The sequence below is a fragment of the Vibrio sp. 10N.247.311.47 genome, from assembly GCF_041467535.1.
In the GTDB taxonomy this organism is placed as follows: Bacteria; Pseudomonadota; Gammaproteobacteria; order Enterobacterales; family Vibrionaceae; genus Vibrio; species Vibrio crassostreae_C.
The window spans coordinates 19,595-44,627 of sequence record NZ_JBFSUR010000031.1 but is presented as its reverse complement, the minus strand read 5'-3'; the positions used below and the strand labels follow the sequence as shown (position 1 = coordinate 44,627).

The 25,033-nt window shown below is 44.3% G+C and carries 25 protein-coding genes; 17 read left to right on the top strand and 8 right to left on the bottom strand.

The window, feature by feature from the left end:
* Positions 1 to 924 carry an ABC transporter substrate-binding protein gene (locus AB6E51_RS18765; RefSeq protein ID WP_372058704.1) on the top strand — a complete coding sequence of 308 codons (924 nt, stop codon included), beginning with the start codon at positions 1 to 3 and terminating at the stop codon, positions 922 to 924.
* A gap of 114 nt (positions 925 to 1,038) precedes the next feature.
* On the opposite strand, the gene AB6E51_RS18760 is transcribed toward AB6E51_RS18765, so the two are convergent.
* On the bottom strand, positions 1,039 to 1,248 hold the full coding sequence (locus tag AB6E51_RS18760) for a DUF2986 domain-containing protein (RefSeq protein ID WP_017060973.1): 210 nt from the start codon (positions 1,246 to 1,248) through the stop codon (positions 1,039 to 1,041).
* Positions 1,249 to 1,345: 97 nt separating this feature from the next.
* Here AB6E51_RS18760 and AB6E51_RS18755 point away from each other — a divergent pair, with 97 nt between their 5' ends.
* Positions 1,346 to 1,861, top strand: a complete 516-nt coding sequence (locus AB6E51_RS18755; protein WP_372058706.1) for a GNAT family N-acetyltransferase — start codon at positions 1,346 to 1,348, stop codon at positions 1,859 to 1,861.
* A gap of 3 nt (positions 1,862 to 1,864) precedes the next feature.
* A complete protein-coding gene (locus AB6E51_RS18750; RefSeq protein WP_017064560.1) occupies positions 1,865 to 2,260 on the top strand; it encodes a nitrous oxide-stimulated promoter family protein in 396 nt (131 codons plus the stop codon).
* Between the two features lie 103 nt (positions 2,261 to 2,363).
* Here AB6E51_RS18750 and AB6E51_RS18745 read toward each other — a convergent pair whose 3' ends face one another.
* Positions 2,364 to 3,761, bottom strand: coding sequence for an MATE family efflux transporter (locus AB6E51_RS18745; protein ID WP_372058708.1), 1,398 nt, complete (start codon positions 3,759 to 3,761; stop codon positions 2,364 to 2,366).
* A gap of 50 nt (positions 3,762 to 3,811) precedes the next feature.
* On the opposite strand from AB6E51_RS18745, the gene AB6E51_RS18740 reads away from it, so the two are divergent.
* Positions 3,812 to 4,705, top strand: coding sequence for a helix-turn-helix domain-containing protein (locus AB6E51_RS18740; protein WP_372058710.1), 894 nt, complete (start codon positions 3,812 to 3,814; stop codon positions 4,703 to 4,705).
* A 136-nt stretch (positions 4,706 to 4,841) separates the two neighbouring features.
* On the opposite strand, the gene AB6E51_RS18735 is transcribed toward AB6E51_RS18740, so the two are convergent.
* Positions 4,842 to 5,993, bottom strand: coding sequence for an MFS transporter (locus tag AB6E51_RS18735; protein ID WP_372058712.1), 1,152 nt, complete (start codon positions 5,991 to 5,993; stop codon positions 4,842 to 4,844).
* On the opposite strand from AB6E51_RS18735, the gene AB6E51_RS18730 reads away from it, so the two are divergent.
* Positions 5,965 to 6,204, top strand: a complete 240-nt coding sequence (locus tag AB6E51_RS18730; protein ID WP_017060129.1) for a hypothetical protein — start codon at positions 5,965 to 5,967, stop codon at positions 6,202 to 6,204. The two genes, AB6E51_RS18735 and AB6E51_RS18730, sit on opposite strands and share 29 nt — an antisense overlap.
* A 57-nt stretch (positions 6,205 to 6,261) precedes the next feature.
* Here AB6E51_RS18730 and AB6E51_RS18725 read toward each other — a convergent pair whose 3' ends face one another.
* Complete coding sequence (locus AB6E51_RS18725) at positions 6,262 to 7,287, bottom strand: AraC family transcriptional regulator (RefSeq protein WP_372058714.1); 1,026 nt, start codon at positions 7,285 to 7,287, stop codon at positions 6,262 to 6,264.
* Positions 7,288 to 7,656: 369 nt separating this feature from the next.
* Between AB6E51_RS18725 and AB6E51_RS18720 the strand changes: the two genes are divergently transcribed.
* The gene (locus AB6E51_RS18720; protein WP_017060127.1) at positions 7,657 to 9,261 is read left to right on the top strand and encodes a long-chain fatty acid--CoA ligase; all 1,605 of its coding nucleotides are present in this window, start codon (positions 7,657 to 7,659) and stop codon (positions 9,259 to 9,261) included.
* Positions 9,254 to 10,933, top strand: coding sequence for a GMC family oxidoreductase (locus AB6E51_RS18715; protein ID WP_102333614.1), 1,680 nt, complete (start codon positions 9,254 to 9,256; stop codon positions 10,931 to 10,933). The genes AB6E51_RS18720 and AB6E51_RS18715 overlap by 8 nt, the downstream gene beginning before the upstream one ends.
* 102 nt (positions 10,934 to 11,035) lie before the next feature.
* On the opposite strand, the gene trxC is transcribed toward AB6E51_RS18715, so the two are convergent.
* Complete coding sequence (gene trxC / locus AB6E51_RS18710; protein WP_017060125.1) at positions 11,036 to 11,470, bottom strand: thioredoxin TrxC; 435 nt, start codon at positions 11,468 to 11,470, stop codon at positions 11,036 to 11,038.
* 122 nt (positions 11,471 to 11,592) lie between these two features.
* Here trxC and AB6E51_RS18705 point away from each other — a divergent pair, with 122 nt between their 5' ends.
* From AB6E51_RS18705 to AB6E51_RS18685, 5 genes are all read left to right on the top strand, one after another.
* A complete protein-coding gene (locus AB6E51_RS18705) occupies positions 11,593 to 12,690 on the top strand; it encodes a ketoacyl-ACP synthase III (protein ID WP_372058726.1) in 1,098 nt (365 codons plus the stop codon).
* A 22-nt stretch (positions 12,691 to 12,712) separates the two neighbouring features.
* Positions 12,713 to 13,177 carry a GNAT family N-acetyltransferase gene (locus tag AB6E51_RS18700; RefSeq protein WP_372058727.1) on the top strand — a complete coding sequence of 155 codons (465 nt, stop codon included), beginning with the start codon at positions 12,713 to 12,715 and terminating at the stop codon, positions 13,175 to 13,177.
* A gap of 97 nt (positions 13,178 to 13,274) precedes the next feature.
* Complete coding sequence (locus tag AB6E51_RS18695) at positions 13,275 to 14,507, top strand: glycosyltransferase (RefSeq protein WP_372058716.1); 1,233 nt, start codon at positions 13,275 to 13,277, stop codon at positions 14,505 to 14,507.
* A gap of 202 nt (positions 14,508 to 14,709) precedes the next feature.
* Positions 14,710 to 15,171, top strand: a complete 462-nt coding sequence (locus AB6E51_RS18690; protein WP_010429747.1) for a YeeE/YedE family protein — start codon at positions 14,710 to 14,712, stop codon at positions 15,169 to 15,171.
* Complete coding sequence (locus tag AB6E51_RS18685; RefSeq protein ID WP_016787649.1) at positions 15,171 to 15,602, top strand: YeeE/YedE family protein; 432 nt, start codon at positions 15,171 to 15,173, stop codon at positions 15,600 to 15,602. Before AB6E51_RS18690 ends, AB6E51_RS18685 begins: the two co-directional genes overlap by 1 nt.
* A 163-nt stretch (positions 15,603 to 15,765) precedes the next feature.
* On the opposite strand, the gene AB6E51_RS18680 is transcribed toward AB6E51_RS18685, so the two are convergent.
* Positions 15,766 to 16,641, bottom strand: coding sequence for an endonuclease/exonuclease/phosphatase family protein (locus tag AB6E51_RS18680; RefSeq protein WP_102333616.1), 876 nt, complete (start codon positions 16,639 to 16,641; stop codon positions 15,766 to 15,768).
* A 303-nt stretch (positions 16,642 to 16,944) separates the two neighbouring features.
* On the opposite strand from AB6E51_RS18680, the gene nrdD reads away from it, so the two are divergent.
* The 5 genes from nrdD to AB6E51_RS18655 all read left to right on the top strand — a co-directional run bounded on the left by nrdD (position 16,945) and on the right by AB6E51_RS18655 (position 23,768).
* The gene (gene nrdD / locus AB6E51_RS18675; protein WP_372058717.1) at positions 16,945 to 19,065 is read left to right on the top strand and encodes an anaerobic ribonucleoside-triphosphate reductase; all 2,121 of its coding nucleotides are present in this window, start codon (positions 16,945 to 16,947) and stop codon (positions 19,063 to 19,065) included.
* A gap of 155 nt (positions 19,066 to 19,220) precedes the next feature.
* The gene (gene nrdG / locus AB6E51_RS18670) at positions 19,221 to 19,688 is read left to right on the top strand and encodes an anaerobic ribonucleoside-triphosphate reductase-activating protein (RefSeq protein ID WP_017064571.1); all 468 of its coding nucleotides are present in this window, start codon (positions 19,221 to 19,223) and stop codon (positions 19,686 to 19,688) included.
* A gap of 265 nt (positions 19,689 to 19,953) precedes the next feature.
* The gene (locus tag AB6E51_RS18665) at positions 19,954 to 21,138 is read left to right on the top strand and encodes an amino acid aminotransferase (RefSeq protein ID WP_372058718.1); all 1,185 of its coding nucleotides are present in this window, start codon (positions 19,954 to 19,956) and stop codon (positions 21,136 to 21,138) included.
* 11 nt (positions 21,139 to 21,149) lie between these two features.
* Positions 21,150 to 21,836, top strand: coding sequence for a RimK/LysX family protein (locus AB6E51_RS18660; RefSeq protein ID WP_372058720.1), 687 nt, complete (start codon positions 21,150 to 21,152; stop codon positions 21,834 to 21,836).
* Between the two features lie 324 nt (positions 21,837 to 22,160).
* Positions 22,161 to 23,768: an ABC-F family ATPase gene (locus AB6E51_RS18655; protein WP_372058722.1), complete on the top strand. Its 1,608-nt coding sequence runs from the start codon at positions 22,161 to 22,163 to the stop codon at positions 23,766 to 23,768.
* A gap of 137 nt (positions 23,769 to 23,905) precedes the next feature.
* Here the strand turns inward: AB6E51_RS18655 and AB6E51_RS18650 are convergent, their stop codons facing one another.
* Both AB6E51_RS18650 and AB6E51_RS18645 read right to left on the bottom strand, forming a co-directional pair.
* A complete protein-coding gene (locus AB6E51_RS18650; protein WP_017060115.1) occupies positions 23,906 to 24,430 on the bottom strand; it encodes a hypothetical protein in 525 nt (174 codons plus the stop codon).
* A 98-nt stretch (positions 24,431 to 24,528) separates the two neighbouring features.
* Complete coding sequence (locus AB6E51_RS18645; protein WP_017064574.1) at positions 24,529 to 24,921, bottom strand: YgiW/YdeI family stress tolerance OB fold protein; 393 nt, start codon at positions 24,919 to 24,921, stop codon at positions 24,529 to 24,531.
* Positions 24,922 to 25,033: the final 112 nt, after the last annotated feature.

Genomic DNA, 25,033 nt, shown 5'->3' with positions numbered 1-25,033 from the left:
ATGACCTCTTTAATTAATCGTATCTCAAGAACAGTGAAGGCTATTACTAAAGTTGGTGCCGTTAGCAGCCTATGGTTGGCCGGCTCAATGGTGTCTATCAGTGCTAATGCCGAGGATATCCTTACCAGTACGCCTGTGACTTATGCTTTGGCGACAGAGCTAACCAAAGGCACAGACATTACCACCGAATATCTGCCACCAAAGCGCTACGGTATTGACCGTCTGCCGAATTGGTTTGGTACCAAGGGTGCGAGTAAAGTGCTTCAATCGGGTGAAAAGGCGACCGTTGCGGTAACGTTGTCATCGATCTGGCAAGCCGACCCTACGTTTGTATACGCAAGACAAAGCAATATCCGTTTAGTTGAGGTTGATGCCGCTCAAGCGATTACACCGCGTGCACAAGGCGTTGCTGCGCTTACATTGTCGAATGGTGATGTGTCTAAATACGCATGGTTAAACCCAACCAATCTAACGCGTATGGCGGCAATTGTGGCTGATGACTTTAAGTTATTGTGGCCGGCGCAAGCAGATACGATTGATAGCAACTTACAGCGTGTGATGCTTGATGTTCGAGAACTGATTAACAAGCAACAGGCGGTATTACTGGATAATGATGTAGATTCAGTGTTATTGATTTCAGAAAGCTTGGAAGATTTCGCTTCAGGTAGTCAACTGTTTGTTGAAGAGCGTATATTCAAAGCTGAACTGGAATGGACAGTTCAAGACAAAGCCAAACTCAAAGCGATGTTTTCGGAAGATGATGCTCTATGGTTAGTTACAGCGAAAAAGCCAAGCAACTTGATTAAATCATTGGTACCGAATGAGCGTATCTTGGTAGTGGATTCTGTTGATCGTTGGGGCAGAGCGGGAATCAACGCAAAAGCACCGTTTGCCCGTTGGGAAGTGCAGCCATTCAAAGGCTAACCAGCGCGATTAAAAATGGTAGGATCAAAAAAGCAGCCCAATTTGAGGCTGCTTTTTTGTTCTTGTCTGTTGGCTCTGAAAAGAGTGTCAGACAAGAGGACTGCGAGTATAAACTTACTCTGCAGCTTTTGTCTCTTCAGCTTCAACCGTTGCTTCTACTGAACCTTCAGCTTGCTCTTGAGCTGCTTTCGCTTGTTCTTCAGCTTCCATTTTTGCACGGTCAGCTTTAGAGATGTAGCGAGGCTTGTTGCTACTATGCAGTTTAGAATTCGCCTGTTTCTGCTTCTTTTTTAGAATTTGATTGATTTTTTTCTTACGGTTCATTGCTGCATAGCCTTGTATTTAGTTTAGGCGGTGGAGGATAATCATTTTAGCTCTAGAACTCAATATTTACATGGTATTCAGCAAGGAAAATATCACTATGCAGTCAGTCGAGACCGAACGTTTAAGATTAAGAATGATCACACCTCAAGATGCGGCGTTTATTCAACGACTATACAGCTCAGAAGATTTCCTGCGTTACATTGGTGATAAGGAAATCAACGACACTGAAAAGGCTGTCGAGTACATTGAAAACAACATTCTTAAGATGCATGAAGAGAAGGGTGTCTGTTTGTTGATGGTTGAAATCAAAGAAACTTCAACGCCAATTGGTATCTGCGGATTAATAAAAAGAGACACCTTAGCGTCGCATGATATTGGCTACGGGTTTGCTCCTGAGTTTTATGGTCAAGGCTTTGCCCAAGAAGCCGCGGAGGCGATAATTGAACAAGCTAAGCAGAATGCTGATATCGATCATTTAGTTGCCATCACTACCTCTGATAACATTCGAAGTATCACACTACTGACTAAGTTAGGCTTTGTGTTCGAGCGAGTTGAAGGTGTGATAAGCGAAAGCGTTAATCTCAACCTGTACGGTTTCTCATTAGGTAATTAAAACATGTTCCAACATAACAATATTCTACAAGGTGAGCTCGCAACGGAGTACAAAACCGTTATTGCGATGGTGCACATCTATTGCAAAGATCACCACGGTGAAGTTCGTCAGAATAACGCGTTATGTGAGGAGTGTGAGCAACTGTTGCGTTACGCCGAAACACGACTGGATAGATGCCCTTATGGTGAAGCCAAACCGACCTGTAATAAGTGTCCGATTCATTGCTATAAGCCCGATCCGAAAGAGCAGATGCGTTTAGTCATGCGCTATGCTGGGCCAAGAATGTTACTCAAGCATCCGATTTTAGCGATCAGACATTTGATACATGAAAAGCGAAAAGTGTCTGAGAAGCCACTGTCGAATGTGTCGAACCGCCATATCCGAATGAATAAGAAGTAACTGGCGTTTAAAAGTGGTTGCTGAAGAAACGAAAAAGGTCTGATTGCGCAGACCTTTTTGATGTAGATACACTTCCATCTCAGCTTGAATCTAGCCAAGTAGCCTATGCCGCTTGAGGCTCGTCATAGGTCACTGTGAGGTTGTTAATCCAGCGTCGGCTTAGGTAACGATGAGAACAAATTGCCAGTTTCACCACTTCTTCCACCAACATCAAACCATAGATGTATTTGAAATCCCATCCAGCGACAAACGCGCCGTAAACACATACTGGAATGCCCACCATCCACATCGCGATGAAATCCATGCGAAGGCAGAACGCATTATCACCACCAGCACGAATAATACCGTTAATGATCACCATGTTGAGCATGCGAATCACGACCGCAAAGCACATGATCATCATCGCAGGTGAAGCAAGCGGGTATAAAGCGTCTTTGGCCAGGTTTAGCCATGACAGAACGTGCTCTTTACCCATAAACAATAGCAAGCCTACAACCGCACCAAAACCAACCACGGCTTTGATGAACGTCAGACCCATACTCATAGCGTCATCAAACTCATCACGACCGAGTGAGTGACCAAGCAACACGGAACACGCTACAGAAATACCAAAGAATATCGAGTAACACAGCGACTCAAAAGGCGCGAGCATAGAGAACACAGCAAGTTCCGTTGTGCCCATGTGACCGAAGATCATTTGGTATGCCATAGTACCCATTGCCCATAACACGGCATTCATCGTTAGTGGCAAAGCAATACGACGGTAAGACAACCATAATGACGGACGATGTGGTGAGCTAGGCGTGGTTAACAACCAGTGTTTACGCATGCGCATATAGCCATACATCAAACCCACTTGAATCAAGCGCGCTAAAGTGGTTGCCAATGCCGCACCTGCAACGCCCATCGCTGGAATACCGAAGGCACCTTTAATGAGTACGAAGTTAAGTGCGATGTTGAGGGCAATCGTGACCGCACCAAGTAATAGTGGTGTTACGGTGTCACCTGATGAGCGCATGCTTGCTTCTACCACGACCACAATGTGAGTCAGCAGAAGGACAGGGAATCCATACCACAGGTAAGTCGCGCCAAGTTCAATCACGGTTTGATCGCTGGTCTGCAACATCATTAAAAACTGAGAACCAAGAGTGATGATTGCAGTAACAGGCAGCAGAACTTTTAAGCCAAACACCATCGCGATAGATGATACTGTTCGCGCGCTTTTTCGGTCATTCTTTCCCCAGTATTGAGCGACTAATGTTCCGTTTGCTGAGGCCAACCCTGCCATAATCATAATAGCAACGAAGTGCCATTTTGATGCAATTCCCACAGCCGCAGCTGCTTCCATACCATAATCACTGACCATTAATACGTCAGCAAGGGCAAGAATAGCGACAAGCGCACTTTGTAAAGCAACAGGTAAACCCAGTTTAACGATACGAGGTAAGATGCTCTCTGGCTTGTTATTCATAGATGAGTTAGGGTTGATGTTAGTTGTCATAAGCTCTCCGATTTATGGCAGAACTATAGTGATTTGAGCGAAGTAACAACATGTTTAAAAAACAACAAAACCTGTGCGAATCCGTCATTGATTCAATGAGACCAAAATCAACTTGGCATGATGATGTTTTTCTCGCTGAACAGTGCAAAGAACGTTTTTTGACCGTTGAAGATATTCCAGAGATGAAAAGCTTTGGTGTCTATATGGGCGGCATGGCGAAGCTATATGATGGCTACTGGGTTGAGCGCGAATCCGTTAATGTTCATACGTTGATTTTCACTATGGAAGGTGGCGGCATTCTAACAACCGCAACATCGGTCCAAGCGATTACACCTTATACACTCGTGGTGCTTCCTGCTGAAACCCCATTTCGTTTTGAACTCGATCCTCAATATAATTATTGGAAAATGGCGTGGATGCTGACGCCTGACACCAAGCAATGGCAGCACATAGCAAGTTTAGGACAGGGGATTGTGCCTTTTGGAGAGTGTGAGCAGATCTGGTCATTAATGAACTTGGTTTACTTTGAGATAGGCGGTAGAGCCAGTTACCGTAAGTTACTCTTGAGTGAAATTATCCGAACATTGACGGGGTTTGAGCCTAAGTCGACCAGCACCACTGCACGTGTTCAAGCGCTCTATAACGAAATTGAAAGTAGTCTGCATCAGCCATGGACAGTGGCAGGGATGGCTGAAAGAGTGTTTATCAGTGAAGAGCAACTCAATAGAGTCACCAAGACGCTATTCAACCTGTCGCCACGCAGTAAATTGATTCAATTACGCATGGATAAAGCCACCAGCCTGTTGAAATATCAAGATTGGTCAGTTTCTATGATTGCTAATCGCTTGGGCTACAAAGATCCTTATAACTTTTCGCATCGCTTCAAAAAGCATTTCGGTTTATCACCAAGCCAATACCGTAAAAGCCATCGAGGTCGCGGTTAGCATCTTGCACGATGAAATGAGAAGTGTGGGAGAAGAAGGTTACATATAGGCATGAGTTGAAAAGGGCCCTTCGCTTAGACATAAAGTCTGAACTCGGAGCCCTAATGACACGCATCTAGTGTCTGTCTATTTAAGCTTACTCGCCTGCAATCTGTAGGTGAGAGCGCTTTAGGCTAGCAATCAACATGTAGATCGTTGTAGCAAGTAGAGACGCGAACAGGTAAGTGAACAATCCTGCTTGTGAATCCATAAAGCTGTCTGCAACGATTGGTCCCGCAACAGAACCGATGCTGTAGCAAAGTAGCATGATTTGAGTCACTGACACCAAGTAGCTTGGGTCAAGGTTACGGCAACCTAAGTTAATCGCGATTGGGTATAGCGCAAATGTGGCCATGCCTAATACGAACAAGCTCATGCCTAGTACGTAGAAATCGTGATTGATAGTCAGCACACCAATGCTTGCAACCCCTAGCAGGCAGAACAGAGCCATTAATAACACTTGTCCTACGTGGTGAGATAACCAAGTCACCATCGGCTGTACAGCCATACCACCCATGATAACCAAAGCCATCAAACCACCAATGTCTTCGTGTGCAATGTTACGTTGAGCAAGTTCAACTGGCATCAAGCCGTAAATCGCACCTAGCGTTAATCCGGAAACAATGCAGCCAATTAGCGCGCTGTGGCTTAATTTGCTGATCTGCTTTAAAGACAAAGATTGCGCATCGTGGATCTGTGGTGGAGTTGCTTGTCCGTACATCAGCACAATGATCGCACCAAACAGAAGGGTGAACATTGCGATGAAAGGTACGCCACCAGTAATACCTAAGTAACCGATACCAAGCTGACCAACTGCAGAACCGCCGTACAGTGAACACATGTAGATAGCGAGACGTTTTGCGCGTTGTGACTCGTCACCGCTCATTAGCCAAGACTCTACAATCACGAAGATACCTGCAACCACCACACCAGCCACAAAGCGAGCTAGTAGCCATACTGCTTGGTGTGGGATCAATGGCAATACAAGGATCGTTGCGATGAACACACTCAATGCGATGACGAACGCATCTTTGTGGCCAACACGCGCAATGGCACGTTCAATCAATAATGTACCAGCCAGTAGACCTGCATAGAATGCACTCGCCAACCAACTCGATAGATCTTTGTCTAAGCCATACTCAGACAGCATTAATGGTAATGAACTCATTAAGTAGCCTGAAGCGATCGCGTAAAAAGACAATGCAATAACAGGAACAGTTATGCGAGTTGTTGGTTGGATGTTGTCCAATGCAGGAGCCTCTGATAGTAAAAGAAACGATGAATTTTCCGCGACTATGGGGGAGAAACTGAATTGGGTAAAACAAATAAAAATGGTCGTTAAGATAAAAGAAATTTATCGACCAACTAAACTAAAATACGGTTGCGATATTTGGTGGTTTGGCGAGATTTTATGCGGGCAAAAAGTCGTTAAGCCGTTGTTCATTGGTGGTTTAATTTAGAAAAAGATTGCAGCGTGATTGTCTTTTTATGATTTGGATTGAGTGGGATTTTAAGTGTTAGACCGTTTCTTTACGGTATTGACGTGGCGAGCTTCCACTCCACTTACGAAAGGCATGTCGAAAGTTAGCGCTGTCTGAAAACCCAACGCGCTCAGATATCTCTTCAATGCTCATTTGAGTTGAAGAAAGGTAGTGTCGAGAAAGGTGAAAACGAACGTGGTCCAGTATCTTCTGGTAGCTGGTATCGGCTGCTTTCAGGTGACGACGCAGAGTTCGAGAAGACATGCCCAGTTCTGAAGAAATGGATTCTATAGAAGGGTAACATCCTGGCCTTTCAATCAGCATCTGAGAGACTTTCTCTTTGAGGCTACTGGGTGCACTGACTTTTGCCAACATGTCATCACACGATTTTAAGCACATCTGTAAAGTGATGGGGTTGGCGGTAGGAAGAGATGAATACAAGGTGGTTGCGTCGAACTCCCATTCAAGCCGGTCACTATTGAATTCAACCGGGCAGCGGAAAATCTCTGTGTATAGATCGCCGTATTCAGGTTTTGGATAGGGGAAGCGGATCACTTGAGAAGGAAAGGGCTGCTGTAAGACCTCTTCGCACAAACTGTGTATCGCCGAGAACCAGTATTCACAACAAAAGGGCAGTAAAGAATCGAGTTCGATAAGTTGCTCTGCGCGAAAGTAACCAATGTTGTCTTCTACAGACATGGTTTTCCTGAGGACAGGGCCAGCAAGTTGCAGATACTTAAACCCGATTAAAAAGGCATCGAGTAGTGTTTCGCTGCTAAACACCGCATAACCGAGCACGCCGAAATCGCTGAACCTCGCTTGTTGGCCAACTTTAAGCCCCAATCCGTCTTCGTTGGAATTCGCTAACGCATTACTGAACACAGCAAGCTTTTGCGCCAAAGTGATGTGTGTATCGGGTGTGTTGAGTTGGAGAGCATCGATGTTACTTCCTTCGAGCAACTCTTCGATACTGAGAACAGGCGACAGGTAACGATGCAGCAACTGAAGATCCAGAATGCCGAATGCTTGCATGTCGGGTTCGTAAACTGCGGTGTATTCCATAAGCTGCCTCTTGTTGAATATCGATATCTTAACCGAACTTTTAACATTTACGCCTGTTGCTTGTTCTCACTTTCGCAAGCTTGTTCCAAATTTTGGTTTATGTGTGCAAGGTTTTATTGGGCTTACACAGGTCGTGTCCGAATATCACCGGTTTTTGTCTTTTTGAAACCTGTTCGAAATGTTATCGAAATGTTGTAATTTATTGGGCTGCACATTGGAGCGTCTCAAACATTTTGCTCAATAACGACTCTTATCTACATGACACACCAATGTGCAGGCTCGTGATGACAAGAAAGAGACTTATTACAACGATTAGAACGTCTACGGTGACCGTCACAAACAGGTCTAAGCCGCACAAGGAGATCATGGATGCACAATCTTGCTGTTAATTTGGAGCGTAGCGCTTCGCTTTTTCCAACTAAAGCCGCTCTGCGTATGGGATCGGATGAAATCAGTTTTTCTCAGTTAGAACAACTTTCTGGAAACGTGGCTGCTAACTTGAAAAGACTTGGGTTGCAGAACGGAGATAAGGTAGCGTTGTCATGCCCGAACGTGACTTACTTTCCGATAGCCTATTACGGGATTCTAAAAGCGGGTTGTGTAGTCGTGCCTTTGAACGTGCTATTCAAGGCCAGAGAGATCGCTTATCACCTTAATGACTCTAACGCGAAGGCCTATTTATGTTTTGACGGCAGTGAAGAGCTTCCAATTGGTCGCTATGGTTTACAAGGTTTTGAGCAGGCAAACCACTGTGAACACTTTGTCGAGATGCCTATCCCAACAAACACAGACACTACTTTAGAAAGTAATGAGGAGCATGAATCAATCGCTGATTGGTTGGCACAACCTTTTACTCCTTTTGAGTCTGTGGCTTGTCATGGCGATGATACCGCTGTGATCCTTTATACCTCTGGCACGACGGGTCAACCAAAAGGGGCTGAGCTTTCCCACACCAACATGCAAACCAATGCGATGTCGTCACAGTATCTAATGAGATTGGAGTACAGCGACACCACAATGGCTACACTGCCTTTATTCCATAGCTTCGGTCAGACGGTGATGATGAACGCGAGTGTGCTAACAGGGTCCACCATGGTGTTGATTCCTCGTTTTGAACCGTCATTGGTTATTGAACAGATCATTAGCCATAAAGTCAGCGTGTTTGCGGGTGTTCCTACTATGTATATCGCGCTATTAAAGGCGGGAGAAGAGTCTTCTGATAGTTTAGAAAACACAAGCAAACGCTCTGAACAGGTTAAACACAGTTTGAGGTTAGGTGTTTCTGGCGGTGCTTCTATGCCGCTTGAGGTTATACGACAGTTTGAATCTCGTTTTGAATTACCAGTCTTAGAAGGTTATGGGCTCTCGGAAACGGCGCCGGTTGCGACCTTTAATCATATTGATGGCGATCGTTTATCGGGTAGTGTCGGTCAGCCTTTATGTGGCCACCTCATCAAGATTACTGATATACAAGGCAACTCTGTCGCTATGGGTGAACTCGGCGAAGTCTGCATTAAAAGCCCAAGTGTGATGAAAGGCTATTATCAAAGGCCAGAGGCGACAGCTGAATCTATTCGTGATGGTTGGTTCTTAACGGGAGATATCGGTCGCGTCGATGAGCATGGCAATTTGTTCATTGTTGACCGTGTTAAAGACATGATTATTCGTGGTGGGTACAACGTTTATCCACGTGAAGTCGAAGAAGTGTTGATGTGTCACCCCGATGTCGAAATGGTCGCGGTGGTAGGCGAGCATCATGAACATTTAGGCGAGGAGATCCACGCGCATGTGGTTCTTCACGAACATACGCAATGTGATAGTGCCGCCTTGATAGCATGGTGTCGTGAGCAACTCGCCGACTACAAATACCCGCGTAAGGTATTCATTCGTAAAGCCTTACCCATGACAGCAACCGGAAAAATCTTGAAGCGTGAGTTACACCCACTAGAAATAGCGGAGATGGCAAATGGATAGTTATGATTTTATTATTGTTGGCGGTGGTTCAGCTGGGTGTGTGATGGCTTCTCGGCTGTCGGAAGATCCTGATGTGACGGTTTGCTTGTTAGAAGCGGGTGGTAAAGACACCAGCCCATTCATTCACACACCCGTTGGCGTGGTGGCGATGATGCCAACCAAACTCAATAATTGGGCATTCGAAACGGTTGAACAGCCGGGTTTGAACGGTCGTAAAGGCTATCAGCCTAGAGGTAAGACACTTGGCGGTTCTAGCTCTATCAATGCCATGATGTACGCTCGTGGACATCGCTATGACTACGATAGATGGGAAAGCTTGGGCAATGCTGGCTGGAACTATGAATCCTGTTTGCCTTACTTTAAGAAAGCAGAAAACAACGAAGTCCACCAAGATGAGTTCCATGGCCAAGGTGGTCCTCTTAATGTGGCCAATCTTAGATCGCCAAGCCCTATGTTGGAACGTTATTTAACGGCGTGTGAATCGATAGGTGTACCTCGCAATGAGGATATTAACGGCGCTGCTCAGTTTGGGGCGATGCCGACGCAGGTAACACAGCTGAATGGTGAACGATGCAGTGCTGCCAAGGCTTACTTAACGCCAAACCTTTCACGATCGAATCTCACGGTCGTGACTAAAGCCACCACACATAAGGTTTTGTTTGAATGCAAGAAGGCGATTGGTGTTGAATATGGTTCTAGCGGAAAGCGTTATCAGATACGATGCAACAAAGAAGTGATTCTTTCCGCTGGCGCGTTTGGTTCTCCCCAATTGCTGTTACTGTCTGGTGTCGGTGCTCAAACTGAACTAGAGACACATGGAATCGAACAGGTTCATGAATTACCTGGAGTGGGCAAGAACCTTCAAGATCATATCGACTTAGTACATTCGTATAAATGCAGTGAAAAGCGTGAAACTTTTGGTATCTCGCTGCAAATGGCCTCTGAAATGACCAAAGCCTTACCACTATGGCACAAAGAACGCCGCGGTAAAATGAGCAGTAATTTTGCAGAGGGAATAGGCTTTCTCTGTTCCGAAGATCATATCGCTGTACCGGATTTAGAGTTTGTATTTGTGGTCGCTGTTGTAGATGACCATGCTAGAAAAATTCATACCAGTCATGGCTTTACCTCTCATGTCACCTTATTGCGACCGAAGAGCTACGGCACCGTAACGCTCAATAGTAATGATCCCTATGATCCGCCTAAGATCGATCCTGCGTTTTTCAGTCATCCTGAAGACATGGAGATCATGATTAAGGGCTGGAAGAAGCAGTATCAAATGTTAGAGAGTTCCGCGTTTGATGATATCCGAGGCAATGCTTTCTACCCTGTGGACGCCAGTGATGACAAGGCTATCGAGCAAGATATTCGCAATCGTGCAGACACTCAGTATCACCCGATCGGGACCTGTAAAATGGGACCTAGTAGCGATTCTTTAGCTGTGGTAGATAAAGATCTCAAAGTTTATGGATTGGATAATTTGAGAGTCATTGATGCTTCTGTGATGCCGACACTGATTGGGGCAAACACCAATGCACCAACCATTATGATTGCTGAGAAAGTCGCAGATCAAATCAAACAGCAATACGGGTTTGGCAAGCAAGAATCTAATATTCAAGCGAAAGGCGAAGCTGTAGTTTTATTCAAGAAGTTAAGTGATAACCATAAATAAAACAGTAGGTTAGATAGTCTTGATTTGGTAAGACTCTCTAACCTATTTTTGTGTGCTTACTTAGAATTAAGTAATGCTAAATCAATAGCTTAACCAATAGTATTACTTAGTTAGTGCTTGATTAAGCCACTGATCAAATTGACCTTTTGGCAGTGCACCGTTAATCGTATCAACACGTTGACCGTTCTTGAACACCATCACCGTTGGGATGCTTCTGATTTGATACATAGCCGCCAGTTGCTGTTGAGCTTCGGTATCAATTTTAACAAATCGAACATCGCCAGCGCGCTCTTTAGCGACATCGCTGAACACAGGTGCGAAACCTACACATGGGTTGCACCATGTCGCCCAAAAATCGACAACGACAGGCTGTGAACTGTTCAAAATTGATTGGAAATTCAGTGACGTACCTTCGATTGGTGCACCGTCTAGAAGTGCGTTTTTGCACTTACCACAAGTAGGGCTTTCTGAAATTCTTTCTGAAGGAACTCGGTTTACGCCACCGCAAGAAGGGCAACGTGTGTTGAATGTAGACATAACTTTCTCTTTTTATTGCGTCTCCGTGCCTAACGCGATTTACGAATCATGTACGGAACGCTTATACTGTTTAAAACAAGAATAAGATACTCAAATAAAAACAAACAATAAACAGGTAAATGATGACAAAATTTTACGCTGAAATTACGGGCTGGGGAAAGTGTCTGCCACCAGCCGTGCTATCCAATGATGATTTAAGCACTTTCATTGATACGTCTGACGAGTGGATTCGTACTCGAACTGGTATCGAAAATCGTCGTATCAGTCATGTAAATACCTCTGAGCTAGCGACCGTTGCTGCTCAACATGCAATGGCGTGTGCTGGTTTAACAGCCGAAGATATCGATCTTGTGATCGTAGCGACGTGCAGTCCAGACTCTCTTATTCCAAATACCGCGTCTAAAGTTCAACAGAACTTAGGCATCAAGAGCGCAGCAGCTTTTGACCTTAATGCAGCGTGTACAGGCTTTATCTACGGTGTTGAAACAGCAACTCGATTGATTCAAGCGGGCAACTACCGCAATGCGATCGTTGTGGGTGCAGAGCGTCTTTCATTCTTCATCGACTGGACCAAGCGTGATACTGCGGTTCTATTCGGTGATGGCGCTGGCGCTGTGGTTCTATCACGTACTGAAGAGCAAGTGGGTTTACAAGAAGCTCAAATCGGTTGTGACGCAGAGGGCCGTGACATTCTAGCAGTACCAAAATTCGGTACTTCTATGGACCGCTTTGCTGCTGATAACGGTTACTGGGATTTTGATTTCGTTGGTAAAGAGATCTTCAAGCGTGCAGTGAAAGGAATGGGCGCTGCAGCACATACAGTATTGAGTCGCACTGGCATCTCAACTGAAAACATCGATGTTGTGATTCCGCACCAAGCGAACATCCGAATTATTCAAACTCTGTGTGATATGGCGGGCATTGAACGTGAGAAAGCGTTTGTGAACATTCAAAACTACGGCAACACATCGGCTGCGACTGTGCCGATTGCATTGTGTGAATCGTTAGAGCAAGGCTTTGTTAAACCTAACTCAAACATTCTTGTGGCGGCATTCGGTGCCGGTTTAACTTGGGGGGCAGGCCATATTAAGTGGGGTAGCCGTGTTGAGCCGTTAGGTCAATCGGACGCTAAGCTTCCAGAAGCAGATAGCTCGGCATTAGAACTTCTAGAGAAAGCCATTTTACACTGTAAAACGCGTCCTAATTCTGAGAATGAGTAGCAGCATGGCGCAAGTTCGTTTTATGACAGAAGCCGACCTCGATGGAGCGGCTTTAGTTCACCAAGCTACTTTTGTTCGACAGCAAAACTCAAAAAAATGGTTACAATGTAACTTAAATGCTGCGCCACGCTTTCTTAACTTTGTTGCTGAAAGCGATGGCGAGATTGTCGGCTACATTATTTGGGTTCAAAAGAGTGGGTTTAGGCCTGAAGCTGTTTTGGAGCTAGAACAACTTGCTGTGTTACCGAGTGCTCAGGGGCAAGGATTGGGCAAAAAGCTGATTCTAGACTCTTTGCCTCAAGTGAAGCAGAAGCTATCAGAGCAGGGCTCGACACTAAAACATGTATTAGTGACCACCAGAGCAGATAACTTTGCACAAAAGCTCTATCAGTCGACATTGGGCGCTCAAGTCGAAACCACGATTTCAAACTTTTACTCAGCCGATGAAGTGCTTATGATAGCTCGCAATGTAGGTGAACGAATCTGATCGCTGAGTTCTTAGAACCATTATTATCAGCGGCATAACTCGATTAACGTTTTATTAGGGGCTTCTGTGGCCCTTTTGTTATTTCTTAGGAAGTATTTTGAAGAAAGTTTTAGCAATTGGCTACGTTTGGCCAGAACCGAATTCATCGGCGGCTGGCAGCCATATGATGTCTCTTTTACGTCTATTTAAGAGACAAGGTTGGTCAGTTGAATTTGCAACACCCGCTCAAGAAACCGAGCACATGATTGATCTCTCTGAAGAGGGCATCACAAGCCAATCTATACAGTTAAATTGCGATAGCTTTGACGATTACATTGAAGAGCTGCAGCCCGATGTTGTGATGTTTGACCGTTTTATGATGGAAGAACAGTTTGGTTGGCGTGTCGAGAAAGTATGCCCGAATGCCTTTAAGTTACTGGATACGGAAGACTTACAGTTTCTGCGTAATGCTCGACACGAAGCGGTTAAGAAAGAAACAGATCTGACCAAAGCACACTTGTACAGTGACTTGGCTAAACGTGAAATTGCCGCGATTTTGCGCTGTGATCTTTCGTTGATCATTTCAAGTTACGAGATGGAACTGCTTCAATCTGAGTTCAATATCGATCCCAAACTGCTTCATCATCTGCCGTTCATGGTTGATCTTAATACGCTTCCTGAAAGCACGAAAAGCTTTGAAGAACGTAAGCATTTCATGACGATAGGTAATTTTAGACATGCGCCTAACTGGGATGCAGTGCTTCAGTTACAGAAGATTTGGCCGAAGATTCGTAAGCAGTTGCCTGATAGTGAACTTCATATTTACGGATCTTATCCGCCGCCGAAAGCAACCGCTTTGCATAATCCAAAAACCGGTTTCCATATCAAAGGTTGGGCTAAAGATGCTCAAGAAGTGATGGAAGATGCACGTGTTTGTGTTGCGCCATTACGTTTTGGCGCTGGCATTAAAGGCAAGTTACTTGATGCGATGAAGCTGCAAACTCCGAATGTAACCAGCGAGATCGGCAGTGAAGGCATGGTACCGCAAGGTGAACTGCAATGGCCGGGTGCAGTGTCAGATGATATTGATGAGTTTGTTGAACAAGCTGTCGCTCTTTATAAAGATGAAAAGAAATGGCTTAAAGCTCAAAGCCAATGTCATTCAATTCTTGAAGCGCACTATGAACAGAATCAACTGGGCGACAAATTGATCGAGCGACTGACTGCGCTAGGTTCTGAGCTTGATGCGCATCGACTGAATAATTTCTTTGGTTCAATGCTTAAGCACCATAGTATGGCGAGCACTAAGTACATGTCGCAATGGATTGCTGAGAAGAACAAGGTCAAATAGCTGTTCTTTACCAAAGACAGAATAAATCTTAAGCCCTTAGGTTAACACCTAGGGGCTTTTTTCATGCAGGGCGCTTGTTAATTCCAAACTTACAAAACGACACATACTCGCAGTACATTAGCATTGACTAATTTATATTTATTAGTAAACTCTAATTTATAGGTTGTTATGAGTTTATGATGTTTGTGGATAGGAGAGGTTTGTGCTTAGTTTGATTCCTTGGGATGCTTTTTTCGGCGGCATGTTGTTAGGCGTGTCGGCCATTGTTTTAATGTTGGGGATTGGTCGAGTTGCTGGCATTAGTGGCATTGTCAGCCGATTATTGCCAACTGGCACCAGCAACAAAGAACGTAAAGATGCGGATACAGCAAACACCGAAAAACACTGGCGTATCGCCTTTGTTGTGGGAATGGTCGCAAGTGGTTGGCTATTAATTCCGACGGGCTACCAACTTCCGCAGTTAGAAGAGATGAATCTCGCTTTAGTGATTATTGCTGGCCTTCTGGTGGGCTTTGGTACTAAAACAGCGAACGGTTGTACTAGCGGGCATGGCATTGTCGGAATGGCGCGTTTATCTAAACGTTCTATTGTTGCGACCTGTGTATTTATGGGTGTGGCAATCGTAACCGTGTTTATCAAGAATCTGACTGGCTTGGGGGCATAATGAAAAACGCTTCATTTACTATCGTTATCGGTTTGGTCGCAGGTATTCTTTTTGGCTCTGGCATGATCATCTCAGGGATGGTTGATCCTGAGAAGGTACTCGGCTTCTTAGACATTACCGGTAACTGGGACATTAGTTTGGCATTCGTCATGGGTGGCGCGCTATTGGTCTTTGCACCGTTTTATCATCTGGTCATTAAAAAGCGCGCTAAAGCCATCAATGGCGAGCCGTTAGATAGCCGTAACAATCCGTTGATAGACAGAAAGCTGATTCTTGGATCTACAGCGTTTGGCTTAGGCTGGGGGATTGCAGGCTTTTGCCCAGGCCCTGCGGTAACCAGCCTAAGTGGCGGCAACCCGACGGTGTGGGTGTTTATGATAAGCATGCTGGTGGGAATGTGGCTGGCGGATCGTATGAACAAAACGTGTTAGTAGCAAGCTTATAGCTGATTACATTGGCTTTGACGTTATCCGTTCTGAGCTGACCAAGCATAGAGGTTGACTCGCTTTCAGCACGAAAGTCAGTCAGCCTCTTTCTATATTTACTGTTTCTATTAGTTTCAGCTATCTACAATCTGCTGTTATCTAAAATCTACTATTTAATAGTCGTTGAAACTGGACAGTGGTCGCTGAGTTTGTAGTCCAGAACATCTTGTGTTTCAAATACCTTCTGCTTTGCAGGAGAAGCATTTAGCGACTCACTCACCACAATATGATCAATAACAGAGCGGAACTGATGTGTGCGATAATTGTTGCGGTTAGAGCGTACCTTACAATCTGCACGGGTCTTTCGTGTCGCTAACTGCGCATCAGTATATTGTGATAACTCTTTCCACATCCAATCTCGTGAGTAAGCGAGGTTATGGTTAAAGTCGCCAAGAATGGCGTAGTCTTCGTTATTGCGCTCTCTTTGCTTTATCCACTTGTTCAGTTGCTGACCTTGCTCTTTTAAACGAGAGCAATCGCGGTTGGACTTATACGCTCCGCTACAACCTGCCTTTAAATGCACAGACAACATGTGAATGGGTTTAAAGTTTGTTTCTACAACGATATAGCTGGCAAACCTAAGTTTACTGTTGGATGTGGTTTCAAGCGGAAAGTCAGCGTAGTCGGTGAGGGCTACTCCTTTACGAACTGCAAATCCCGTGTATTGGTTCACTTCTTTAAATTGGCGGTTGCTGTTCTTAGATAGCGCCCGGTCAGACATCAATATCTTGTATTGATCACCAGCCACACGCTGAATGGCATTTACGTTATCGACTTCTTGAAACGCAACCACGTCTGCGTCTAAGGATTGAAAATAAGTTGCGAGTTTGTCGAAATCAGCTTGATCACGTTTGTCAGAAAACTTATTCACAGCCTCGTTGGTTGATAACCATTCGATATTCCAACTGGATATGGTCAAAGGTTCAGCAAATGTCTGGCTACTGAGTAAGCAGCCTAACATTATCCAGTTTTGAAGTCGTTTCATGCCAAATATCCCTAATTTTGTCTGCCAATATTGATGAGCCGTTATCCTACAACACTTACCAAAAATTCAACTCTTTTTAGGAGTTTTTTTATTGTTACATTGTTTCTTTTCGACTTGAGAACTAGCGTAATAATATTGAATTGATCTTAGTCAGCGTTCTCTTTTTATTGATCCAAATCAATACTCAAAGTTGGTGGTTCTCGTTAAATACGCCACAATATCTAGTGTTAGTTAAACGATAAATCGCTCTATATAGTGTGTTTGTGGATAAGTCTGTGAATACCTCAAGAGTAAGGAGAAGTGGTGAAATCAATCGTAATCAAGCGTGATGGCTCAAGAGCTCCATTCAGTAGAGATCGCATCCAAGCTGCAGTGGAAGCAGCATCAGACAAAGCCGATAAGGAAATTGCTATTTATGCACTGAATGTGGCATTAGCAGTTGAGTTGAAGCTCGAAGACTACGATGAAGTTCATATCTCTGAAATTCAAACCATGGTCGAGAACGAGCTAATGCAGGGACCATACAAGTCTCTGGCTCGTGCCTACATTGAATATCGTCATGACCGCGACATCGCCCGTGAGAAGCAAAGCGCTTTAACGCGTGAGATCGAAGGTTTGATCGAAGAAAGCAACGTTGATCTAATCAATGAAAACGCGAACAAAGATGGCAAAGTAATCCCAACTCAGCGTGACCTGCTGGCGGGTATCGTGGCTAAACACTATGCGAAAACTCACATTTTGCCACGTGATATCGTACATGCTCACGAATGTGGTGATATTCACTACCACGATCTAGACTACGCACCGTTCTTCCCAATGTTTAACTGCATGCTTATCGATCTGAAAGGCATGTTAACGCATGGCTTCAAGATGGGTAACGCGGAAATCGACACACCTAAGTCTATTTCTACGGCGACAGCGGTAACCGCGCAGATCATCGCGCAAGTGGCGAGTCACATCTACGGCGGCACAACGATTAACCGCATCGATGAGGTTCTTGAACCTTACGTTATGGCGAGCTACGAGAAGCACTTATCGCTAGCGAAAGAGTGGGACATTCATAGCCCAGAAGCTTTTGCTATCTCTCGCACAGAGAAAGAGTGTTACGACGCGTTCCAATCTCTGGAGTACGAAGTAAACACGCTGCACACCGCTAATGGACAAACACCATTCGTGACGTTTGGTTTTGGTTTAGGTGAAAGCTGGGGCTCGAAATTGATTCAGCAATCAATCTTGAAAAACCGCATTGCAGGTTTGGGTAAGAACCGTAAAACAGCCGTGTTCCCTAAACTGGTATTTGCGATCAAAGATGGTTTGAACCACCAGAAGCAAGATCCAAACTACGACATCAAGCAATTAGCGCTAGAGTGTGCGTCTAAGCGTATGTACCCAGACATTCTTAACTACGACAAAGTAGTAGAAGTGACAGGGTCATTTAAAACTCCTATGGGTTGTCGTAGCTTCTTGAATACTTACGAAGAAAATGGTGAGTTGATTCACGAAGGCCGTAACAACTTAGGTGTTGTTAGCTTGAACTTGCCACGTATTGCGATTAACGCAAAACAAGATATGGCTCAGTTCTACGAACTGCTTGATGATAAACTCAAGCTGGCTCGTCGTGCATTAGAAACTCGTATTTCTCGTCTAGAAAACGTGAAAGCGCGTGTTGCTCCAATCCTATACATGGAAGGTGCATGTGGCGTTCGCTTGAAAGCAGACGACTCTATCGCTGATATCTTTAAGAACGGCCGTGCTTCTGTTTCTCTTGGTTACATTGGTATCCACGAAGCAATGACTGCGCTTTACGGTACTGACGTTCACCTGTACGACGATGGCGAAACGCGTGCTAAAGCGCTTGAGCTAGTGGAGTACATGAAGCGTGAAGTAGAATCTTGGACCAAAGAGACAGGTTATGCATTCAGCCTATACGGCACACCAAGTGAAAACCTATGTAGTCGTTTCTGCAGCATCGACACCAAAGAGTTTGGTGTGATTGATGGCGTAACAGACCGTGGTTATTACACCAACAGCTTTCACTTAGACGTGCAGAAGAAAGTGAACCCATACGACAAGATCGATTTTGAGATGCCTTATCCTGAAATCTCTAGTGGTGGTTTCATCTGTTACGGTGAGTTCCCGAACATGCAGAAGAACATCGAAGCACTAGAAAACGTATGGGACTACAGCTACACACGTGTTCCTTACTACGGTACAAATACGCCGATTGATGAGTGCTACGAATGTGGTTACAACGGTGAATTTGACTGTACTAGTAAGGGCTTTACGTGTCCTAAGTGTGGCAACCACGACTCAACCAAAGTATCGGTAACACGCCGTGTTTGTGGTTACCTTGGTAGCCCAGATGCACGACCATTTAACTTCGGTAAGCAAGAAGAAGTTAAACGCCGAGTGAAGCATCTTTAGTAAGCTCTAAGATTATTAGCTAGCTTATTTAGAAGAGCTACGTTTCAAGAAATATGATTGGTATCGGCGTTATGTCGATACCAATTCTTTCGTTTCAGCTTTTACAACACATCTTCTTAAACTATTAAGTAATCACGAGTTTTCAATACTGCCTTATGAATTATCACCAATATCACCCAATCGACGTTGTAAATGGCCCTGGAACACGCTGCACTTTGTTTGTGTCGGGTTGTGTACACCAGTGTCGCGGGTGTTATAACCAATCGACGCAAAGGTTGGACTCCGGGCATTTGTTTACTCAAGAGCTGCAAGACCACATTATCGCTGATCTCAATGATCCACGAATCAAGCGTCGTGGCTTGTCGCTTTCAGGTGGTGATCCTCTTCATCCTGCAAATGTATCTGAAGTGCTTAAGCTTGTTCAGCGTGTAAAAGCAGAATGTGAAGGCAAAGACATCTGGATGTGGACGGGCTACGAGCTCGACGAACTCGACGAAAAGCAGAGGCAAGTACTTGAATATGTTGATACTTTGATTGATGGTCGTTTTGAGCAAGATAAAGCGGATCCAATGTTGGATTGGCGTGGTAGTTCAAACCAAATTATTCATCGGTTCCGACTCTAGTAGACTTTCGTTAGTTAACGTCAACCTACATTAGTGCAAATTAGTAGCCTCAGCTTCTCTGTTGAGGCTTTTTTATTTTATGACGTTCTAAATTTGTAAATTGATTGAATATTGAACTATATGGAATAGGGAATATTAGATTGCACCAGTCTCAACTAGAGTTATCTCCTAAAAATCAAAACTTTGATGAATTTCTGTTTCTTAAATTGTAAATAAAATGATAACTTGGAGGCCATTACTTGAATTTCAAAGGGTTGTGACTTTCATGTTTTCACATCTACCAAAACCAACTTTAGATCCAATTTTATCTCTTTCTGTCGCTTACCGTGGCGACCCTCGTACTGACAAAGTCGATTTAGGTATTGGCGTTTACAAAAACGACCAAGGCGAAACACCTATCATGAAAGCCGTTTCTATGGCTCAAGATATCGTTGTTGAAACGCAGAAAACCAAAGCTTACGTTGGCCTAGCAGGCTGTGAAGAGTTCAACCAGAGCATGGTTGATCTGCTGCTTAAAGGGACTTCTGCAATGGATCGCGTTGCTGCGATTCAAACACCGGGTGCAAGTGGTGCACTTCGCATGTTGGGTGACTTAATGAAAGTTTCTCAACCAGACACCACGGTTTGGATTTCAAACCCAAGCTACGTTAACCACAAACCGGTGATGGAAGCGGCAGGCTTAAAAGTTCGATATTACTATTATTTCAGTCCTGAAACGAAGCAAGTTGATACTGCAAGAATGTTGGATGACCTTTCAAAAGCGGGTCCATCAGATGTGGTACTACTGCACGGTTGCTGTCATAACCCAACGGGTGCGGATATCGACTTTGAGGCGTGGCAGGAAATTACCAAACTATCGCAGAAAAATGGCTTCTTGCCGTTCGTTGATATTGCTTACCAAGGCTTTGGTGATGGCTTAGAAGAAGACGCAAAAGGTCTTCAACACATGGCTAACAACGTCGAAGAGATGTTGATTACGACATCTTGCTCGAAGAACTTCGGTTTATACCGTGAAAGAACGGGTGCCGCTATCGTGATTGGCAAAAACAGCGAACACGTTGGCAATGCTAAAGGTAAGCTTCTAACGCTTGCTCGTTCAACTTACACAATGCCGCCAGATCATGGTGCAGCTTTGGTTAAAACAATTCTTCAGAATCAAGAGCTAACCTCGATTTGGAAGCAAGAATTGAGTGAAATGCAGCAACGTTTGTTAAATCTGCGCCAAAGTTTATGTGATGAATTGCGAAATACTTATAACACGTCACAATTTGACTTCATTGAAAGCCATAAAGGCATGTTTAGTGTACTAGGCTTTAAAGAAACTCAAATGAATCAATTACGTGAAGAATATGGAGTCTATGGTGTTGGTGATGGACGCATCAATATCGCAGGCCTTTCCGAATCTCATATTCCTTATGTAGCAAAAGCGATAGCAAACGTTTCAAAATAGAAGGTGACTGAATGTATAATTGGAAAGCGATTGTAGTTTTAATGCTAAGTGGTGGCCTGTTTGCTTGTTCGGCTACAACTCAAGCTCCTGTTGAGCCAGAGCAAAAGCCTCAAATCGAACAACCTGTTGTGGATGACTCTTCAAAAACTGACGCAACAGAAGGCGAGAAAGTAACGGAACCTACTGAGAAGCCTGAAGAAGTAAAACCAACTGAGCCGGAAGTAAAACCTGCACCTGTTGAAAAACCAGTAGAGAAGGTTAGAAAAACAAGTGACGGCAAACTGATTCTTGGTGAAGAAGAGTGGGTGTTTGTTCCTGGTTTAAAAGAAGCGTTTAAAGCACGTGTCGATACCGGTGCAACAACCTCTTCAATCAGTGCAGTTGATATTGTTGATTTTGAACGTGACGGCAAAGACTGGGTTAAGTTCAAGATTGAACACGACGGAATTACAACTGAAGAGGTGAGCTTACCAGTAGAACGCTGGGTTAAGATCAAGCAATCAAGCGCAGAAGGCACACAACGACGCGCTGTGGTTGTAGCTTCGATTCAAATTGGCGATCTAAAAGACAAAACTGAATTTACGCTAGCCGACCGAACGCATCTTTCTTTCCCACTTCTGTTGGGTAGAAGCTTCTTTAGAGATGTTGCGGTTGTCGACGTGAGCAAAAAATACGTTCAGAAGAAAATTACTAAATAACAAGTTCTGCTCGTCATCAAAGCTTTTCGTTTTGAAGAGCTATAGTTTCAAAGGTGACGAGCTTAAAAGACTTTTAGTGTTGATAAATGAAATCCCTACCAGTTCTGCTGGTGGGGATTTTTTTATTTACACCCCATAACGTATGAAAAGCATCTAAATGGTCTATGTTTACTATTCGTTTACTGTTTAGCCTCGACAACGTGATCGAGATCTCTATATAATCCGCGCTTCGATTTTTGTTTAATCCATACTTTCGTACTTCTTATTTAGGTTCTTGAAATAGCCTAATAATTATCTGTCAGTACACGCTTAGGAATTAGTTCTTTGATATCTACCGCGAACATCACAATGCAATTTGGCGCAGAGCCGCTGTTTGAAAACATCTCTGCTAAATTTGGTAACGGCAACCGTTATGGTTTGATCGGCGCTAATGGTTGCGGCAAATCAACGTTCATGAAAATCCTAAGTGGCGCATTAACGCCAAGCTCGGGCAACGTTTCTATCACTCCAGGAGAAAAACTGGGTGTGCTAAGCCAAGATCAGTTCGCTTTCGAACAGTACAGCGTTATCGACGTTGTGATCATGGGTGACAGAAAGCTGTGGGAAGTAAAACAAGAACGTGACCGCATTTACTCTTTGCCAGAAATGAGCGAAGACGACGGCATGAAAGTCGCAGAACTTGAAAGTGAATTCGCGGAAATGGATGGCTACACAGCAGAAAGCCGTGCTGGCGACATCCTAATTCAAGCGGGTATTGAAGAAGAGTTCCATTTCGGCTTGATGCAGCAAGTAGCTCCAGGTTGGAAACTGCGTGTGCTATTGGCACAAGCTCTGTTTGCAAACCCAGATATCCTGCTTCTTGATGAACCAACCAACAACTTGGACATTCACACGATCAACTGGCTTGCTGAAGAGCTAAACCAGCGTAAATGTACAATGATCATCATTTCGCACGATAGACACTTCCTGAACTCTGTGTGTACACACATGGCAGACATCGACTACGGTGAGCTACGTGTCTACCCTGGTAACTACGAGTACTTCCTAGAAGCATCTGGCTTGATTCGTGAACAGCTTTTAGCAAGCAACGCTAAGAAAGCGGCTGAAATCAGCGAGCTTCAAGATTTCGTAAACCGTTTTGGTGCTAACGCATCTAAAGCAAAACAAGCAAGCTCTCGTGCCAAGAAAATGGATAAGATCACGCTTGATGAAGTGAAATCATCGAGCCGTATGAGCCCATCTATTGATTTTGGCGAAGGTAAGAAACTACACCGTCAAGCGCTTGAACTTCAAGACCTTGGTCACGGCTTCGATGGCGAAACATTGTTTGCTGGTGGTAACTTGCTGCTTGAAGCGGGTACTCGTCTTGCGGTTATCGGTGAGAACGGTGTGGGTAAAACCACGCTTCTACGCTGTCTAGTTCAAGAGCTAGAACAAAACGAAGGTATCGTTAAATGGTCTGAAAACGCATCAGTAGGCTACTGCCCACAAGATAGTACGTCTGACTTTGATAACGACCTGATCATCTTCGATTGGATCTCGCAATGGCGCACCGTGAAGCACGATGACCTTATGGTACGTGGCATTCTAGGTCGTCTATTGTTCACTGCTGACGATGCGAACAAAAAAGCGCGTAACTGTTCTGGTGGTGAGAAGAACCGTCTGTTATTCGGCAAGCTAATGATGCAAGACATCAACGTGCTTGTAATGGACGAACCAACGAACCACATGGACATGGAAGCAATCCAAGCCCTGAACGACGCGTTGAAGGTTTACACGGGCACGCTTATCTTCGTAAGTCATGACCGTGAGTTCGTTTCTTCACTAGCAACACACATCATTGATGTGAAAGACCAACAGCTAGTGAGCTTCCAAGGTACTTATGAAGAGTACTTAGACCACCAGAAAAAGATGCTGATGGTTAATTTATAAAGCAAGTTGCAGGCTCAGGTCGTGAACGACTAAAAGCCAGCGAAACTAACAAACAAAAAAGCCCCGAACATTAATATGTTCGGGGCTTTTCTATGTAATACGTTTAGCTATTTATTACTCAGTAATTGAAATCTAGATTAGAATCCGAATCGAGCCGACATTAAGATTTGGTGGCCATATGTGCCGTTATTGCGCATATCAAGACCAACAGACAGTTGATCAGTTGAATGGAAACGAGCACCGATACCCAAAATTGAACGAGTGTCATCGTTGTCGATCAGTTGACCAAGGCGTGCGTTAACTTCAACGTTTGCCATTAACCAAGCTCTCAAGCCAAGGTTAATTTCTGTTTTGATGTGGTTATCGTCATTCCGTTCAATGTTGTGCAGTAACATTTGGCCAGTAACGTCAGCAAATTGACTGATTGGGCCGTTGAATCCCATACCTACCGCTGCATCCCAATCACTTTCAAATTCTGAATCGATACGAGCAACAAAATGAGAGTTCTGAGTGAACATTGTTGTGACTTCACCACCGAAAGTACTTGGGCTAGTACCCATGCGCAGCTCGAATGTGTTGTAGTTAAAGTTGTTTGCAGACGCAGAGAATGAACACAGTGCAGCGAGCCCTAAAAGGACAGTCTTATTCGTGCAACCTAGCATGGTGACTCCATATAAATTGTATTTTGCGGCAGTATAATACAAAAAAGCTTGCAATATGCAGGCCAATTATTTGAAGTCGGTATTTTTATATTAATCGCTTATAGAACCTGGATGTGGTCCACTTCGATTTCAGGTGTCTTACCACCTTCATATTCACCGAAGATACGAACTTTTGTATCAGCGGTCAGTGGTTGTGCTAGGCGGATATCATCATCAAGTTCGATTTGAATTTCACTCTGGCCATCAGAGAAGACAAACGTGTCATTCTTAAGTTGACGAACGATCTTGCCATCCACAATTGCTTCTTGCTCTGCGAACATGCTTGTGTCGGCAAGTAGTGTCGCAACAGAAACGGTTTCAATTGGGCCAGTATAAGCAATAGCGCTTTCGTGCTTGCTGTTGACATTATTATTGCTGTTGTGGTCACTAGCCATTGCGAAAGTAGGAGCAAGGATAATAGTAGATGCGATAGCTAATACAGTTTTTTTCATGGTGAATCCCTTAATGTTGTTTTTAGTAGAAACGTTTTTCTGAATTTGAAACGTTTCTTTTCGTTAGTACGTTTTTTGTTGAAGCGCCTGTTATCGTTCACAAGCTTCGTTT

What these genes read in the sequence shown, in the direction of transcription:
- AB6E51_RS18645 (WP_017064574.1), bottom strand. Translation starts at nt 24,921, where the DNA reads ATGAAAAAAACTGTATTAGCTATCGCATCTACTATTATCCTTGCTCCT.
- AB6E51_RS18765 (WP_372058704.1), top strand. Translation starts at nt 1, where the DNA reads ATGACCTCTTTAATTAATCGTATCTCAAGAACAGTGAAGGCTATTACT.
- AB6E51_RS18730 (WP_017060129.1), top strand. Translation starts at nt 5,965, where the DNA reads ATGCGAGTTGTTGGTTGGATGTTGTCCAATGCAGGAGCCTCTGATAGT.
- AB6E51_RS18660 (WP_372058720.1), top strand. Translation starts at nt 21,150, where the DNA reads ATGTATAATTGGAAAGCGATTGTAGTTTTAATGCTAAGTGGTGGCCTG.
- AB6E51_RS18700 (WP_372058727.1), top strand. Translation starts at nt 12,713, where the DNA reads ATGACAGAAGCCGACCTCGATGGAGCGGCTTTAGTTCACCAAGCTACT.
- AB6E51_RS18705 (WP_372058726.1), top strand. Translation starts at nt 11,593, where the DNA reads ATGACAAAATTTTACGCTGAAATTACGGGCTGGGGAAAGTGTCTGCCA.
- AB6E51_RS18685 (WP_016787649.1), top strand. Translation starts at nt 15,171, where the DNA reads ATGAAAAACGCTTCATTTACTATCGTTATCGGTTTGGTCGCAGGTATT.
- AB6E51_RS18755 (WP_372058706.1), top strand. Translation starts at nt 1,346, where the DNA reads ATGCAGTCAGTCGAGACCGAACGTTTAAGATTAAGAATGATCACACCT.
- AB6E51_RS18720 (WP_017060127.1), top strand. Translation starts at nt 7,657, where the DNA reads ATGCACAATCTTGCTGTTAATTTGGAGCGTAGCGCTTCGCTTTTTCCA.
- AB6E51_RS18665 (WP_372058718.1), top strand. Translation starts at nt 19,954, where the DNA reads ATGTTTTCACATCTACCAAAACCAACTTTAGATCCAATTTTATCTCTT.
- AB6E51_RS18725 (WP_372058714.1), bottom strand. Translation starts at nt 7,287, where the DNA reads ATGGAATACACCGCAGTTTACGAACCCGACATGCAAGCATTCGGCATT.
- AB6E51_RS18745 (WP_372058708.1), bottom strand. Translation starts at nt 3,761, where the DNA reads ATGACAACTAACATCAACCCTAACTCATCTATGAATAACAAGCCAGAG.
- AB6E51_RS18680 (WP_102333616.1), bottom strand. Translation starts at nt 16,641, where the DNA reads ATGAAACGACTTCAAAACTGGATAATGTTAGGCTGCTTACTCAGTAGC.
- AB6E51_RS18760 (WP_017060973.1), bottom strand. Translation starts at nt 1,248, where the DNA reads ATGAACCGTAAGAAAAAAATCAATCAAATTCTAAAAAAGAAGCAGAAA.
- trxC (WP_017060125.1), bottom strand. Translation starts at nt 11,470, where the DNA reads ATGTCTACATTCAACACACGTTGCCCTTCTTGCGGTGGCGTAAACCGA.
- AB6E51_RS18715 (WP_102333614.1), top strand. Translation starts at nt 9,254, where the DNA reads ATGGATAGTTATGATTTTATTATTGTTGGCGGTGGTTCAGCTGGGTGT.
- AB6E51_RS18650 (WP_017060115.1), bottom strand. Translation starts at nt 24,430, where the DNA reads ATGCTAGGTTGCACGAATAAGACTGTCCTTTTAGGGCTCGCTGCACTG.
- nrdG (WP_017064571.1), top strand. Translation starts at nt 19,221, where the DNA reads ATGAATTATCACCAATATCACCCAATCGACGTTGTAAATGGCCCTGGA.
- AB6E51_RS18750 (WP_017064560.1), top strand. Translation starts at nt 1,865, where the DNA reads ATGTTCCAACATAACAATATTCTACAAGGTGAGCTCGCAACGGAGTAC.
- AB6E51_RS18740 (WP_372058710.1), top strand. Translation starts at nt 3,812, where the DNA reads ATGTTTAAAAAACAACAAAACCTGTGCGAATCCGTCATTGATTCAATG.